Origin of the sequence: Nanchangia anserum (assembly GCF_015240065.1) — a bacterium.
Classification (GTDB): Bacteria; Actinomycetota; Actinomycetes; order Actinomycetales; family Actinomycetaceae; genus Nanchangia; species Nanchangia anserum.
Genome location: NZ_CP060506.1, coordinates 731,234 through 746,234 on the forward strand (window position 1 = coordinate 731,234; position 15,001 = coordinate 746,234).

The following is a 15,001-nucleotide window of genomic DNA, read 5'->3' on the forward strand; positions in this document are numbered from 1 at the left end:
AGGTATGAGTGAATCGACCAGTGTGACCCTGACGAGGGCCCAGCAGATGGCGTGGGACGCGGTCGCGGCCGGCGGCTGCGTGAGCGTGAGCGCGCCGCCACGTTCGGGTAAGACGACGCTTGCACTCGAGATCGCCCGCTCGCTGAGCCGGCCTGGTCCGTCCTCGGCGGATCCGCTCATCCTCGTGCCCACGCGTGCTCGCCGCGAGCTCCTTGAGGCCACGCCTCAGCGCCTCCAGCTGCGCCGACCTCACCCGATCCTCACACCAGCCGCCCTGGCCTTCGACATCATCAACACGTGGCGCACCAACCGGGCCGCGCCGTTGGCCCCGGCGGCCCTGCGTACCGGTGCCGACGAGGAAGCGGCGATCGCCCGCCTCGTTGCGCAGACACCGAATCCGCCGGTTCCCGAAGATGCCCTCGAGACCCCGGCGCTGTTGACACAGGTGCGCAATCTGTGTGCCCGCTGCGGCGACTACGGGATCGGACCCGAGCAATTGCGACAGTGGGGGCGCGAGCTGGGAATTTCCGCGTGGGAGTGGGGAGCCGACATCCTCGCGAACTACCACGCCGATGACGGCCTCATTGATGCCGCGCGTTGCCAAGACGACGCGTGCACGATCCTGTCGCGGTGGGACCGCGACGCCGCTGAGTGCGGGGTGGGTGTGGCACGACCGCGGTACCCGCTCGTCATCGTCGACGACATTCACGACATGACGGGCGCCAGCGTACGCCTGCTCGAGCAGCTGCGTCGGCAGGGTAGCCAGCTGCTCGTGCTGTCCTCTCCTACGGTGTGCGTCGACGTCCATCGCGGTGCATTGGCCAACGCCGCGAAGGATCTCGTCGATCTGTGCGATCGCCGCGAATCATGGACCCGGCTGACGTGGGCACCCGAACAATGCGCGCCCGTGTATCAGCCGCCGCGTCATCCCGAGGTCGCCGTGTACGCCTCGCAATACGATCACGACGCCGCGATCGCGTCGACGCTGCAACGACGCCACCTCTATGACGGTGTTGACTACGCCGACATGGCTGTCATCGTGCGCCAGGGCGGCATGATTGATCAGCTTGCTTATGCCCTGCGCCTCGGCGGCGTCAGCGTTGACGCGCGTGCGCGCCGCATCGCTCCCATGCGTCAACCGCTCACTCGTGCGCTCGTCGAACTCATCGGCGGCGCCGCACGCGTGCGTCGCGGTGGCGAGGTCGGCGAGGTTGACGAGGAGACTCGCGAGGCGGTCCGCGCCGTCGTCGGTTCCCTCTTTGTTGCGCTCGACGATCTCGATATCGTCCGGCTGGCCCGACGCGTGCGCGCCGACGTGGGGGAGGATGGCGCGGCAGGGGCTTTGCCCGGTATCGACGATCTGCTCGACCTGCTCGGTCGTGAGGAACAGGCCGACGCCTTCGCACGGCGGCTGCGTGAGGACAACGATCCGCTTGCCGACGCCGCGGACAAACTCGCACGCGCGGCAATGCTCCTCGCCGTCGCCGAGCGCGCGGCGATACGCGACCCTCTCGAGGGCCTCGGCACCGTGTGGGCGGCGACCGGGCTGGAACTTCGGTGGCGTGAGGCGGCGCTCGCGGGATCGGGCGAGGCACACGATCACCTCGACGACGCGCTCGCGCTCTTCCGTCACGCCGACTTCTGGTCGCAACGTCACCTGGGCGCGCGCCTGGCCGAGTACGTCGCCTACGTGCGCGACCTGAACGTGCCTCTCGACACCGTCGCCGTTGACGCCCAACGCGTCGGCGGGGTCGCGTTGCTGACGCCATCTCAGGCTGCGGGACGCAGCTTCGACACGGTCGTCATCGCCGGTGTTAACGAGGATGTGTGGCCGAATCTCGCTCAGCGCGACTCGCTCATGCGCGCGGGCACGCTGGTCGACCTGGCGAGTGGGCGCCTCGACGTCGCTCACGGTGCCAGTGTGGACATCGCCGCCGCCTCGCGGGCAACCGAGACCGACGAGCGGCGGATGCTCGAGATGGCGCTCACTCGGGCGCGCGAGCGCACGATCATGACCGGCATTGACAGCAGGGATCAGGCGCCGTCGCGCTACCTGCTATCGGCATGGGCACACACCGATGAGGGACGTGCCGAGCGTGATCGAGGTGCTTTTGTCCCGCCGCTGAGCCACCCCGAGCCGGCACTGACCTCGCGAGGCCTCGCGACGGAGTTGAGACGCCAGCTGCTCGCGAACCAGCGGCTGGTTGACGCGCTGACGCTGTTGGCCGCCAGCGGCGAAGAAGCCGCGATTCCGCGCACATGGACGGGCCTGGCGGGAACGCCAGCCGAGCGTGCGACGTGGCACACGTCCACGCAGCGGGTGTGGCCAGAGGAGCGCACCGTTTCGGTATCGCCGTCGAGCGTACAGAAGCTCCTCGATTGCCCGCTGAACTGGTTCCTCACCCGCCAAGGTGGCCAAAAGCCCTCGGATATCTCGCGCGGCAAAGGACTCATCATTCACTATTTGGCCGAGATCTATACCGAGTCGATGACGTGTGCGGAGATGCTCGCCATCGCCGAGGAACAGTGGCGTGATCTCAAAGCTGGCACGGGATACGAGGCCACGCGCGAAAAAAACCGTCTCATGACGCGCGTGCGCTCTCTCTATCAGTTCCTGTCGACGCGTCACGCGCCGGCCGATGTCGAAAAACCCGTGCGTGCCCGCATTGCCGGGGACGCCCACGCCGTTGTCAACGCCAAGATCGACCGCATCGAACACGGCGACGATGGGGAACACATTTTCGATTTCAAGACGGGGCAGACGGCAACGAACGCAGCCGCGAAATCCGATCCGCAGTTGGCCGTGTACCAATACGCGCTCGAGGCCGAGACCGGAGTGGCCCCCACCGGGGCGACTCTCGTGTATCCCACGGCAGAAGACGTCAAGGACCCAACTATGCGCGCGCAGCGCTCCCTCGCCGATGCCGTTCCCACGCAGGCCAAGCTGCCCGCAGATATGCCCGACGATCTCCGCGAGGCCCTGCACGCCCCCGGTGGTATGCGCCTGCTCGCGGAGTATTACCTCGCCACTGCGGCGCAGCGGGCCCGTGACAACGCCACCGATGCCACGCCAGGCGCCGCGTGCCGGATATGCCCCGTTGCATCGTCGTGCCCAGCCAAGCCCCAAGGTGAAAGGACTCTGCCATGAGCGCGACCACTCTGAGCGCTGCCGACCTCGCGGCCGCCCTGGGCAGCCTCGACCCCACCGAGGAACAGACGCGCGTTATCGAGGCAGATCTGGAGCCGTTGCTGGTGGTCGCCGGAGCCGGTTCGGGTAAAACGGCGACGATGACGCAACGTGTCATTTACCTGGTTGCGACCGGACAGGTGCGTGCCGATGAGGTGCTCGGTCTGACGTTTACGCGCAAGGCCGCCGCTGAGCTGAACGCGCGTATCAGCGCCCAGCTGGAGGCGCTTGCGAGTGCGTTGCCACACGTCGGCATCGATCGCTCGCGGATGCCCACGGTGTCGACCTACAACGCATTTGCCTCCCAGCTCGTGCGCGATTACGGCGTGCAGATCGGAGTCGATCCCAGCGCCCGTCTGCTCGATGACGCCGAGCGGCACCAGATCATCGGGCAGCTGATCGATGCTCGCGCCGAGAACCTCGCAGGTGATAAGGCCCGATCGAGTCTCGTGGAGACGACCGTCGCATTGGCCGACCAGCTGGCCAATCACCGCCTGAGTGGTGTCGACGGCGAGGCAGAATCTGGTGATCGGGCCCAGGCCTGCGCCCAGGCGCTGCGCACCGAATGGCGGGCTATCGAACAAGCCATCGAGGCGGACACGGATGGAAAGTCATTGACGGTCCCCATGTGCGAGGTCCGTGACTCGTGGCTGCGCCGAGTAGAGCTCATGGACGTCGTCACCGATTACACCCGCTACAAGCGCGATCACAACCTCGTCGACTTTGCCGATCAGATCCTGCTTGCGCGTGATCTCGTGCGCGACGAGGCGGTTCGCGACGCTGTCGGGCAGCGCTACCGCGCGATCTTCCTCGACGAGTTCCAAGACACCTCTGAGGGGCAAATGGAACTGCTGTCGCGACTGTTTGCCGGAGCCGGGGTGACCGCTGTTGGTGATCCCAATCAGGCCATTTATTCGTGGCGTGGTGCCTCACAGGCGGCGTTGCACAGCTTCCACGAGCTGTTTGGCGGGCAGGCGTCACTGACGCTATCGACGGCGTGGCGTAACGATCAGGCGATTCTCGACCTGGCCAATACCGTTTCGGCTGAGCTCGCCCTCACTCCCGAATATTGGCGCGGCAAGGCCGCTACGGCCTCCATTCCCACGCTGCGGCTGCATTCGCGTCCGGGCGCCGGTAAGGGGACGATCTATCGCGGTCGTTTCGCCCACATCGACGATGAGATCGATGCCATCGCGGAATATCTCCAGGCTCACGCCGATCCCGCGCGATCCGCCGCGATTCTCGTGCGCACGCGCACGCACATCCCCGCCCTCGCTGAGCGATTGCGCTCGCGAGATATTCCGGTGGTCCTCGACGCCGTGAGCCTGCTCGAGATCCCCGGTATCGTCGACGTGTGCGCGGCCCTTCACGTCAGCGCGAACGCCGCGCGCGGCGACCACCTCATGCGACTTTTGACAAATGTCGGGGTGGGGGCAGCCGACCTCGAGGTGTTGTGGCGGTGGGCGCGCGAGCGTGCCCGCGACGCGTATCCCGATGACTCCGCGCAGGATCGCTCCGGTGTTGCCTACCTGCTCGATGCCGTCGACTCGCCGCCTCCGATCGGCTGGGGAGCCGCCGAATATGCCGATGCGAAGGGATTCAGCCCGGCCGCGCACGCCCGCGTCGCCCGCTTGTCGGCAGTGCTGCGCCAGCTGCGTCACGCGTCGTGCGGTCCGTTGCCGCGTCTCGTCGAACGTGCCGTGCAGCTTCTCGGTGTCGACCTCGATATGGCGGCCATCTCGACGTCGGCGCTCGCCCAGCGCGACGTCACGACGTTCATCGCGCTTGCTGAGAACTACGCGCGCACCGCGGAGCGCCCGACGGTCGCGTCGTTCCTGACCTGGCTCGACATCGCGAAGGACTCGGCGTCGGCACCCTCGCGGGCGCTGCCGCCGCCGACGCCCGGTGCCGTGACAATTACGACGATTCACCAGGCCAAGGGGCTGGAGTGGGACTGCGTCATCGTTCCTTTCCAGGTCGAGGACACGTTCCCTCAAAGCACGCGGCGAGCGACCCTGCTCATGAAGGCCGACGACGAGCTTCCCGGCCCCCTGCGTTCGGACGCGGACTACCTTCCCGAGCTGGCACTGGGGGAGGGACTATCCCAAACGGCGATATTGGCGAACTACCGCAGGGACGAACACCACCGGCACATCCTCGAGGAGCGCCGGCTGGCCTACGTCGCCTACACGCGTGCACGCACGCAGTTGATCCTCACGTCATCGTGGTACATGAGCACCGACGCCGATGCGCGTGTGCGTGACGAATCGCGATTCCTTGCCGACACGAGTTTTGCTACGTTGCCCGTGTCCGTGCCCGCTGATGTGACGAAAGACGAGGCCGGGGACATCGTCGCGGCGCTTACCGACAACGTCGCGGCGGCTACATGGGAGGAGCCGCGGTTGTTCCCGGCTCTGCGCCACGTGGCCGCCCTCGTTGACCAGCGTGGCGTCGAGTGGTCGGACGAGCTGCCGTTGACGGATGAAACTGTGCGCGATCTCGTCGCCGGTCGTCGGGCCCCCCACGGCCCGGTCGAGGCGGCGATCGTGGACGGGCGCGACTGCGGACTTGGCGATCCGCTGGGGCAAGTGGCGCGGGTGTTGGCCCAACGTGCCCAGGCGGGGCACCGCGAATCGGTTCAGCTGCCTCGGCGGTTGACGACGACCGGGCTCGCGCGTCTGGGCGATGACGAGGAGCTCGCGCGTTTTCTTGACGACCTGCGCCGTCCCGTTCCGCCCCAGCGCAGCGGTGGGGCCGAGATCGGTTCGCGTGTGCACGAGGTGCTCGCCATCGTCTTGCGCAGCCTCGCGAACGGGGGCGAACGCGAGCAGCTGCGCGAGCTGGTCAACGCAACCTACGACGAGCTGGAGCCGAAGCAGGCGACGCAGGTGAAAGCCCTCGTCGACGTCGTCATCGAAGGTGATCTGCTCGAAGAATACGCCCCGGTTGAGGTCGAATACGACGTCGCGACGGTCATCGGCGAGACCGTCATTGCGGCACGGCTGGATGCGCTCATGCGCTCACGCAGCAGTGGACGGTTGGTCATCTGCGACTGGAAGACCGACCGGCTTAGCCCCTCAGACCCGGTGCCGCCGGCCTACGTCACCCAGTTGTGCATCTATCGAATGGCCCTGGCTGAGACGTTGGGCATTGCCGAGGCCGATATCGATCTGCGCCTCGTATTCTTGCGAGCCAACCGGATCGTCGATGTCGATGAGGTGAGTCCGCACGCCCGACAATCGATTCGCGGTGAGGTCGCCGACGTGCTTGAACGCGCCCGAGACAGAGCTCGCGGTATCTACCTCACCTAGCGTCGCGGTTGAGCACGGCATCCATGTCGACCTGTTCGGTCCGTGCGGTGTCGTCGCCGTGTGTGTTCGGCGGGGGAGTGGCGAGAGCCGAGTCGGCATTGCCGATCTCGCCATCGCCCACGGCGCGAGCAAGCGCTGCGAGGCTCTCGCGCGCATCAGCGATGACCTCGGAGTCGCGGGTGCGCACACCGTGGAGAAGCCAGCGCACCAGTGCGATCTCGCTCATCAGCGTCGCGCGGGCGCGCAGTGCACGGGCATTGCTCATGCGTCGTGCCTGGTAATAGGTGTCTTCAAAGTCCGCGAGGACGCTATCCGAGGCGACGGCCATGACCCACGCGAGATCCTCGGCGGGATCGCCGACGTGAACCCGCGAGAAATCGGTGAGGGCGGTGACGTCGTGGCCGTCGAACCACACGCACTCGGCCGACAGCGCCCCGTGGACGACGCGCGGGGTGAACCGCCACAGATCGTCGTCGCTCAAAGCCGCCTCCCAGCGGTCGAAAAGCGTGGCCGGGATCGCACCGGACTCAGCGGCCTCATCGATCTCGGAATGAATGCGCGAGCGGCATTCGGCTACCGAGTAATCGGGCATTCCCGTTGCCCGAATGGGGGCCGGATCGAGCGAGTGAAGCGACGCGAGCGCATAGGCGAGGGGGAGGCGCAGCTGTGTCCCCTCGACAGGTCGTCGTCGGTGAGGATTTCCCCGGCTGGAGCGTGGGCAACGAGCGCGCGCCCGCCGCCGATGAGGCGGACCAGGCCCGCGGGGGCGGGCACCGCGGGCAACAGGTGCCCGGCGCGATGCTCGCGCGCGAGGGCGGCCAAGACATCGAGCTGCGATTCGATCCCCAGCACGGCGCTCTTACTCGTCGGCGCCCACACGACCCAGATCCTGCCCGAGGCGTCGCGGGCGCGCACGGCGATGACGTCGTCGTTATGCCACACGGGGCCGATGACGTCGGTGAGGTCGGCATCGGGCACAGCCAGGGTGATGAGCGCCGCAAGAGCAGGGGCCGAATACGAGGTCTTCACCCTTCCACCGTAAAGGACAGGGTCGCCGCGAGGTGCCAGGGGCGTGGCGAGGTTCGCGATATTACGCCCCGTCACAGTTATCCCCAATTCCTGATTTCGGCATATGTGCGCGCAAAACCCATTAGCTTAAGAGGTAACGTCCCTCCACAAGAAGCCCGCCCATGTCCCTCACACATTCTTCTCGTCCGGCGCGCACCCTCTCGCGCGATATCGCCCATCGACTCGCCGAGCGCGATATCGACCCGAGGGCGCAGCCCGAACGCGTGCGTGCGCTCATCGCCGAGACCCTCGCTGCCGAGTCCTCTCACGAGGCGAATTCGAGTGCACGCGACGACATCGAAGCGGCGCTTCTCGACGAGTTCATCGGGCTGGGACCGCTGCAGCCCTTCCTCGATGACCCCGAGATCGAGGAAATCTGGATCGATTCGCCGACGAAGGTCTTCGTCGCGCGCGGTGGGCGCGCGGAGCTGACGACGCTGCTGCTCGATGCCGAGACCGTGCGCGACCTCGTCGAAAGAATGCTACGCAGCTCCGGGCGTCGCCTCGACCTCACCAGTCCCTTCGTGGACGCGACGCTGGCTGGGGGAGAACGCCTCCATGTCGTCATCCCACCCATCACATCGACTCACTGGGCCGTCAATATTCGCAAACACGTGGCGAAAGCGCGACGCATCGATGACCTCGTCGGGTTGGGAATGCTGGACGCCGCCGCGGCTGCGTTCGCGTCCGGATGCGTCAAAGCCGGCCTGAACATCTGCGTGTCGGGCGCAACTCAGGCGGGCAAAACCACCCTGTTGCGCGCACTCGCCGGCGATATTCCCGCGGCTGAACGCATTGTCACGTGCGAGGAGGTATTCGAGCTGCACCTGGCCAACCGTGACGTCGTGGCCTTGCAGACCCGCCCGGCGACAATCGAGGGCAGTGGTGCCATCGTCCTACGTGACCTCGTCAAAGAGACTCTGCGGATGCGCCCCGAACGCATCATCGTCGGCGAGGTTCGCGGCGCGGAATCCCTCGACATGCTCATCGCCATGAATGCCGGAGTCTCCGCCATGTCGACCGTGCACGCGAATTCGGCGCGCGACGCCCTGGCCAAACTCACCGTGCTGCCGTTGCTCGCCGGCCCGAACGTCTCGGCCGACTTCGTCATTCCCACCGTTGCCGGTGCGCTCGACCTCGTCATCCACGTCCACCGCGACGCGACGGGCAGGCGCTTCGTTCGTGAAATCGTCGCCGTTACCGGCAGACGCGAGGGCCATCACATCGAAGCCACCGAACTCTATGAATCCTCGGGCACGCGGTTGCGCCGGACGGCGGCGTCTATGGACGCCCACGACCGTTTTGCTCGCGTGGGCCTCGATCTCGACGAGCTGTTAGGCAGGTGAGGCATGGAGATCATCGTTGGACTCCTTCTCGGTGCCGGCTGCGTCCTGATATGGGCGTGGATATCGGATCCCGCCCCGCGAAAGCGTCCCAGGACGAATCGGTTCCGCGCGCTTCTCGATAGTGCGGAACTGTACCGGGTGAGCACATGGGGACTGGTGGGGATCTGTGCCCTTGCGGCATGTGCGAGCGCGCTCATGTTGGGAGCGCTCACGGGAACGCTTGCGATCGCAATGCTCGCGGCGTGCGCGGCCGCGTTCACACCGGTTGCGCTCATCCGCGCGCGGGCTCACCGAATCATCGCCCGCCGATGTGCCGTGTGGCCCCTCGCCCTCGACGACGTCGTGTCGGCCATCCGCGCCGGGTTATCCCTTGACGAGGCACTGGGACAACTCGCCGATCGCGGTCCGAGCGAACTGCGCCCTCATTTTCAGGCGTTCCGGGCTGATTTGCGAGCGGTGGGGCGCATGGGGCTCGCGCTCGATCGATTAAAGGCGCGTCTGAGCGATCCCGTCGCCGACCGCATCATCGAGGCCTTGCGGTGTGCTCACGACGTCGGCGGGCCGGATCTCGGCGTCATGCTGAGCGAATTGGCCCGCATGGTCAGACTCGACCAGCGCACGCGCGGTGAGCTGCACGCCCGCCAATCCTGGACCGTCAACGGTGCCCGACTTGCCGCTGTCGCCCCGTGGATCATCGTCATTTTGTTGTGCCTACAGCCCGAGGGCGCGACCGCCTACGCGACACCGTCGGGAGCCGGCGTTCTCATTATCGGCGCGCTCGTGTCGGCCCTGGCCTATCGGATCATGATCGCGTGCGGTCGACTACCGCGCCCACCACGCACCTTCGCCCCACGCCGGAGTGATTCCCATGATTGACCTCATCGCCGGTATCTGCTGGGGCGTCGGCCTCGCGTCGCTGTGGGCGTGGTTCCTCTCGGGACGCCCCACCCTCGTCAGCCGCGTGGCACCCTACCTGCGTGATAGCCGCACCCCGACGCGCATCGATACCTTTCCCTCGCTTGGGCGATTGTTGTGCCAGGTCGGCGAGCGGATCGTGGCAAAACTCGGCTCCACCGGGACATCCGTACTCACCCGGCAACGCCATGCCGGCCAGGTCCCCGACCTCCAATCTTTCCGTCTTGTCCAATTGACGTGGGCCGGAATCGGGGCAGCCAGCGGCTTCGCGATTGCCGTGAGCAGCACATTCACACTCGGCGCGTCGCCACTGCGCGGCGTCATTGTCACGATCGTCGGTGCCCTTGCCGGTGCTTTGGCGAAAGACTGGTGGCTGACGCGCCAGGCGCGCTCTCGCCAACGTCTCCTTATCGCCCAGGTGCCCGACGTGGCTGAACTGCTGGCGCTCGCGGTCTCGGCGGGTGAAGCCATCGGGGAGGCGATCGATCGGGTCGCTCGCGCGGCACAGGCCCCGGTGGGGCAGGAACTGGCCTCAGTCGCGGCGCGCACCCGGGCGGGAATGCCCCTTGCGCGTGCTCTCACTGAGGTGTCGCGGGCGAACGATTGCCCCGGACTGGCTCGCCTCATCGACACGACGATTCAGGCTCTTCATCGAGGGACCCCGCTCGCCCAAGTCCTGCGCGACCAGGCAGTCGACGAACGCGAGGCCGCCAGGCGCGATCTCATGGAACGCGCGGGAAAGAAGGAGATCGCCATGCTCGTCCCCGTCGTGTTTCTCATCATGCCACTCACCGTCCTCTTTGCCCTCTATCCCGGCCTGTTGGCTTTGCGTTTCACCATGTAGTCCCAAAGGAGAGATGCCATGAATCGTCAGTCGTTGCGCTTGCGTGAGGAGCGCGGAGATGTTCCCGGGTGGGTGATGGTCACCCTCATGACAGCCGCCCTCGTCATCGCGATTTGGGTGGTTGCCAAGCCGCTGCTCGTCGATCTGTTTGAACGAGCAATCACGATGGTCAGCGGTGGACTCGGCTAGGGGAGGCGGCGAAGACGGCTCGATCGTCGTCTCTCACACGCTGGTGACCGTTGTCGTCGTCGCCATTGTCGCGGCGATGCTCCAGCTTGCCGGCATCGTCTATACCCGAGCCATCGTCACCGACGCTGCGGCGGGCGGTGCCCGCGAGGCTGCACTGGTCTATTCACCGCCCGGCGCGGGCGCGCAGCGCGTGCGTGATCTGCTGGCTAGTGCGACGCCGGGCCTGAGGATTACCGGCATCACGGAACGTCGAGAGCCCTCGTCGGTCCCGGGGCGTGACTTTGTCGTCATCGAGGTCACCTACACGCTCCCGCTCGTGGGACCGTGGGGACTTTCCGGGGACGTGCACGCGCGCGGTCACGCGCTCGTCGAAAGGCGAGTGCGGTGACGGAGGGGCGAGACGAGCGGGGCGATGCCGTCATCGAATTCATCGGCGTGGCCGTCGTCGTCATCATTCCGCTCGTCTACCTCATTCTCACGTGTGCTGTGCTTCAGGCCGGCACACTCGCCGTCCACTCGGGCGCTCGCGAAGCCGAACGGATCCTCCGCGTGAATCCGCGCGATGTCGAGGCCGCATCGGTGTCGGCGCACCAGATCCTCGCCGACCAGGGGTTGAGTTCTGGGGCCACGGTCCATCTGGAGTGTCCCTCCGGGTGCGAGGGCGGAAGAATCGGGACGGTGACAGTGACGACATCCGTCCCGCTGCCGTTGATTCCCTCATTCATCCGCGCCGTCGTTCCCACCGACGTTTCCGTGAGCGCCCAGGCGGCCGTCGTTTTCGCCCCCGAGGTCGACCCGTGACCGGGCAGGCAGCACGCGTGCGCGAGGACGGATCCGTCTCGCTGCTCCTCATCACGCTCATTGCCCTCGTCGTCGCCGTCGTCTGGGTGGGGGCTGCGGCTACATCGGTCTACCTCCAACACCGGCACATCGTGTCGCTGGCAGATTCGGTGGCTGACGGGGTCGCCGCGGGCTACGACAGGCCGGCCTACTACGCGACTGGTGCCGGCGACACCCTGGCGCTGACGGACGCGTCGGTGCGTCGGCGTGCCGCAGATGTCGTCGCGCAGCTTCCCGACAGTGTTCTCGCCCACGTTCCCGATACCCACATCGTCGACGTCGGCCTCGACGGTGCCTCGCGAGTACGCGTGCGAGTTACGGCGCGTGCACATATCCTCTTCGTTCCGGAGTTTCTGTCCGAGCACCGCGTCGGTATCCCTATCGAGGCGAGCAGTACGGCCGAGATCGGGGTTGCTCGATAGCCCTCGGTTACACTGGCAGCGTGGCCACGGATTTTACGACTGAGATCGCTCGCCTTCGCTCAACACTCGCCAATATCGAGGCGGTGACGCGTCCCGACGAACTCAAAGCGGACATTGCCGATCTACAGACCCAGGCCGCTGATCCCAACCTGTGGGACGACCCGGACCATGCCCAGGCCCTGACCCAAAAGCTCTCTCATCTCCAGGCCCGCGTCGATGCCGTGGAGAGCATGGGCAATCGGATCGACGATCTCGAGACGCTCCTTGAACTCGCCGGCGAAGAGGGCGCAGAGGACGCGACCGAGATGGTCGCGGAAGCCGAGATGGAGCTCGGCGAGATCGATGCTGCGCTGCAAACGCTTGAGGTCCGCACGCTTCTGTCTGGGGAATACGACGAACGCAACGCCGTGCTCACGGTGCGTGCGGGGGCCGGCGGCGTCGATGCGGCCGATTTTGCCGAGATGCTGCTGCGCATGTACACCCGCTGGGCCGAGCGCCACGGGCACGCGGTCAAGCACCTCAACACCTCGTACGCGGAAGAGGCCGGCATTAAGTCGGCGACGATCGAGATCACAGCGCCCTACGCGTTCGGCACCCTCAGCGTGGAGGCGGGCACCCATCGTCTCGTGCGCATTAGCCCGTTCGATAACCAGGGCAGGCGCCAAACGTCATTCGCGGCCGTGGAAGTGATTCCCCTGATCGAACAGACCGACCACATCGACGTTCCCGAATCGGACCTCAAGATCGACGTTTTTCGCTCCTCGGGTCCCGGTGGCCAGTCGGTGAACACGACGGACTCCGCCGTGCGCATCACCCACCTGCCGACCGGCATCGTCGTGTCGATGCAAAACGAGAAATCGCAGATCCAAAACCGCGCCGCGGCCATACGCGTTCTTCAGTCGCGACTGCTGCAGCGCCAGCGTGACGAGGAAGCGGCGAAGAAGAAGCAGCTTGCTGGCGACGTCAAGGCCTCGTGGGGCGATCAGATGCGTTCCTACGTCCTGCATCCCTATCAGATGGTGAAAGATCTGCGGACCTCGCACGAGGCTGGCAACCCCGACGCCGTCTTCGACGGCGATATCGACGCCTTCCTCGATGCCGGTATCAGGTGGCGGACGAACTCCCAGCAGCGCGACGAGGACGACTAGGCGCCTCACCTCGGCGCGTGCGGGCGTGTCTGACTGCGCCCACGCACGTCGCCCCCTAGGGTGGACACGGCGCGGCAGTCTCCCTAACCCCTGCCCGCCACACGCCTATGATTGAGTTTGTCAACGTCACCAAGATCTACCAACGCGGTGCCAAGCCTGCGCTTGATCACGCGAATATCGGAATCGAGAAGGGCGAATTCGTCTTTCTCGTAGGTCCCTCAGGATCGGGAAAGTCGACGTTTTTGTCGCTCGTGTTGCGCGAGGAACGCGCGACCTCGGGCAAGGTCATGGTGCTGGGACGCGACGTCACGCGGATGTCGCGGTGGAAGGTCCCGCAGCTGCGCCGCCAGATCGGGACAGTGTTTCAAGATTTCCGCCTCCTTGAGGGAAAGACGGTTTTCGACAACGTCGCGTTGGCCCTCCAGGTGACGGGGCACTCGCGGTCCGACATTCGTTCCATGGTGCCGGAGGCGTTGTCGATGGTGGGACTTGACGGCAAAGAAAAGCGCATGCCGCACGAGCTTTCGGGCGGTGAACAGCAACGCGTCGCGATCGCTCGTGCGATGGTCAATCGCCCCCAGATCCTGCTGGCGGACGAGCCGACGGGTAACCTCGACCCCACGACGTCGTTGGGCATCATGAGTCTGCTCGACCACATCAACCGCACGGGGACGACCGTTGTCATGGCGACGCACGACGACGAGATCGTCGACCAGATGCGGATGCGCGTCATTGAGTTGCGCGACGGCTCGGTCATCCGCGACCAAGACCGCGGTGTCTACGGCGGATTGCGCTAGGGGAGGAAGTTTATGCGTTTGCGTTTTGTCCTCGGCCAGGTGGCGAAGGGAATGCGTCACAACCTGGCGATGACGATCTCCGTCATCCTCGTCACCTGCGTGTCCTTGCTGTTCGTTGGCACGGGTGTTCTCACCCAAATGCAGGTCGGCAAGATTCAGGATCAGTGGTACTCGCGCGTCGAGGTCTCCGTCTACATGTGCGTCGAGGGCGATCCGACGCCCGCCTGTGATTCACAGTCGGCGACATCGGAGCAAGTCACGGCCGTCGAGGAGCGCCTGAAGTCGCCGGAGCTGCGCGAGTTCGTCAAGAGCGTGACCCACGTGAGCAGCGCTGATGCGTATGCGCAGTTCCGCGAGCAAATCGGTGACACGACACTGGGACAGCTGACCACCGAAGACATGCTGCCCGAGTCGTTCCGAGTGGCCATGAAGAACCCCAAGGACTACGACGTCATCTCGTCCGAGGTGTCGGGAATGCCCGGCGTGCAATCGGTCCAGGATCAGCGTCAGGTCGTCGAGCCCCTTCTGCGCACACTGAATCGGGCGACGGTGATGGCTTGGGGACTCGCGGGCGTGATGATGATCGCGGCGCTGCTGCTCATCACGACGACGATTCGCCTCTCGGCTCTATCGCGTAAGCGCGAAACGACGGTCATGCGCTACGTTGGTGCGTCGAACTTGTTCATTCAGCTGCCCTTCATGATTGAGGGGGCGCTGGCCGCCCTCGTCGGTGCAGGGTTGGCGGTTGCTGGCTTGTGGGCCGGGCTGCACTTCGTCGTCGGGGGGTGGATTGCCCCCGCGATGCCCTACATCAACGTCGTCGGCGCGAGCGATCTCCTTATTGTCGGCCCCGTGCTCGTTGCCGCCGCGATCCTCGTGGCTCTCGTGGCGTCCATGGTGTCGCTGGCCAAATACACGAAGGCGTAAGGAGGTT

The 15,001-nt window shown here is 65.9% G+C and carries 14 protein-coding genes; 12 read left to right on the forward strand and 2 right to left on the reverse strand.

Annotated elements, in window-relative coordinates:
• Window positions 1-4: 4 nt before the first annotated feature.
• Window positions 5-3,148, forward strand: a complete 3,144-nt coding sequence (locus H8R18_RS03380) for a PD-(D/E)XK nuclease family protein (protein ID WP_191072291.1) — start codon at window positions 5-7, stop codon at window positions 3,146-3,148.
• The gene (locus H8R18_RS03385) at window positions 3,145-6,498 is read left to right on the forward strand and encodes an ATP-dependent DNA helicase (RefSeq protein WP_191072290.1); all 3,354 of its coding nucleotides are present in this window, start codon (window positions 3,145-3,147) and stop codon (window positions 6,496-6,498) included. Before H8R18_RS03380 ends, H8R18_RS03385 begins: the two co-directional genes overlap by 4 nt.
• On the opposite strand, the gene H8R18_RS03390 is transcribed toward H8R18_RS03385, so the two are convergent.
• Both H8R18_RS03390 and H8R18_RS09150 read right to left on the reverse strand, forming a co-directional pair.
• Window positions 6,491-7,090: a phosphotransferase gene (locus H8R18_RS03390; RefSeq protein ID WP_265087394.1), complete on the reverse strand. Its 600-nt coding sequence runs from the start codon at window positions 7,088-7,090 to the stop codon at window positions 6,491-6,493. The two genes, H8R18_RS03385 and H8R18_RS03390, sit on opposite strands and share 8 nt — an antisense overlap.
• Window positions 7,072-7,527, reverse strand: coding sequence for a hypothetical protein (locus H8R18_RS09150; RefSeq protein ID WP_227712866.1), 456 nt, complete (start codon window positions 7,525-7,527; stop codon window positions 7,072-7,074). Before H8R18_RS09150 ends, H8R18_RS03390 begins: the two co-directional genes overlap by 19 nt.
• A gap of 161 nt (window positions 7,528-7,688) precedes the next feature.
• Here H8R18_RS09150 and H8R18_RS03395 point away from each other — a divergent pair, with 161 nt between their 5' ends.
• The 10 genes from H8R18_RS03395 (at window position 7,689) to ftsX (ending at window position 14,994) form a co-directional block, all read left to right on the forward strand.
• Window positions 7,689-8,912: a TadA family conjugal transfer-associated ATPase gene (locus H8R18_RS03395; protein WP_191072288.1), complete on the forward strand. Its 1,224-nt coding sequence runs from the start codon at window positions 7,689-7,691 to the stop codon at window positions 8,910-8,912.
• A gap of 3 nt (window positions 8,913-8,915) precedes the next feature.
• Complete coding sequence (locus H8R18_RS03400) at window positions 8,916-9,788, forward strand: type II secretion system F family protein (protein ID WP_191072287.1); 873 nt, start codon at window positions 8,916-8,918, stop codon at window positions 9,786-9,788.
• Window positions 9,781-10,671 carry a type II secretion system F family protein gene (locus H8R18_RS03405; protein ID WP_191072286.1) on the forward strand — a complete coding sequence of 297 codons (891 nt, stop codon included), beginning with the start codon at window positions 9,781-9,783 and terminating at the stop codon, window positions 10,669-10,671. The genes H8R18_RS03400 and H8R18_RS03405 overlap by 8 nt, the downstream gene beginning before the upstream one ends.
• Before the next feature lie 18 nt (window positions 10,672-10,689).
• Complete coding sequence (locus tag H8R18_RS03410; protein WP_191072285.1) at window positions 10,690-10,860, forward strand: hypothetical protein; 171 nt, start codon at window positions 10,690-10,692, stop codon at window positions 10,858-10,860.
• On the forward strand, window positions 10,847-11,248 hold the full coding sequence (locus H8R18_RS03415; protein WP_191072284.1) for a pilus assembly protein: 402 nt from the start codon (window positions 10,847-10,849) through the stop codon (window positions 11,246-11,248). The genes H8R18_RS03410 and H8R18_RS03415 overlap by 14 nt, the downstream gene beginning before the upstream one ends.
• A complete protein-coding gene (locus H8R18_RS03420) occupies window positions 11,245-11,661 on the forward strand; it encodes a hypothetical protein (RefSeq protein WP_191072283.1) in 417 nt (138 codons plus the stop codon). The genes H8R18_RS03415 and H8R18_RS03420 overlap by 4 nt, the downstream gene beginning before the upstream one ends.
• Window positions 11,658-12,122 (forward strand): hypothetical protein, encoded by a 465-nt coding sequence (locus H8R18_RS03425; protein WP_191072282.1) that lies wholly within the window; start codon window positions 11,658-11,660, stop codon window positions 12,120-12,122. Before H8R18_RS03420 ends, H8R18_RS03425 begins: the two co-directional genes overlap by 4 nt.
• Before the next feature lie 20 nt (window positions 12,123-12,142).
• Window positions 12,143-13,270 (forward strand): peptide chain release factor 2, encoded by a 1,128-nt coding sequence (gene prfB, locus H8R18_RS03430; RefSeq protein ID WP_191072281.1) that lies wholly within the window; start codon window positions 12,143-12,145, stop codon window positions 13,268-13,270.
• A gap of 107 nt (window positions 13,271-13,377) precedes the next feature.
• A complete protein-coding gene (gene ftsE, locus H8R18_RS03435) occupies window positions 13,378-14,067 on the forward strand; it encodes a cell division ATP-binding protein FtsE (RefSeq protein ID WP_191072280.1) in 690 nt (229 codons plus the stop codon).
• Window positions 14,068-14,079: 12 nt separating this feature from the next.
• Window positions 14,080-14,994 carry a permease-like cell division protein FtsX gene (gene ftsX / locus H8R18_RS03440; protein WP_191072279.1) on the forward strand — a complete coding sequence of 305 codons (915 nt, stop codon included), beginning with the start codon at window positions 14,080-14,082 and terminating at the stop codon, window positions 14,992-14,994.
• Window positions 14,995-15,001 lie beyond the last annotated feature (7 nt).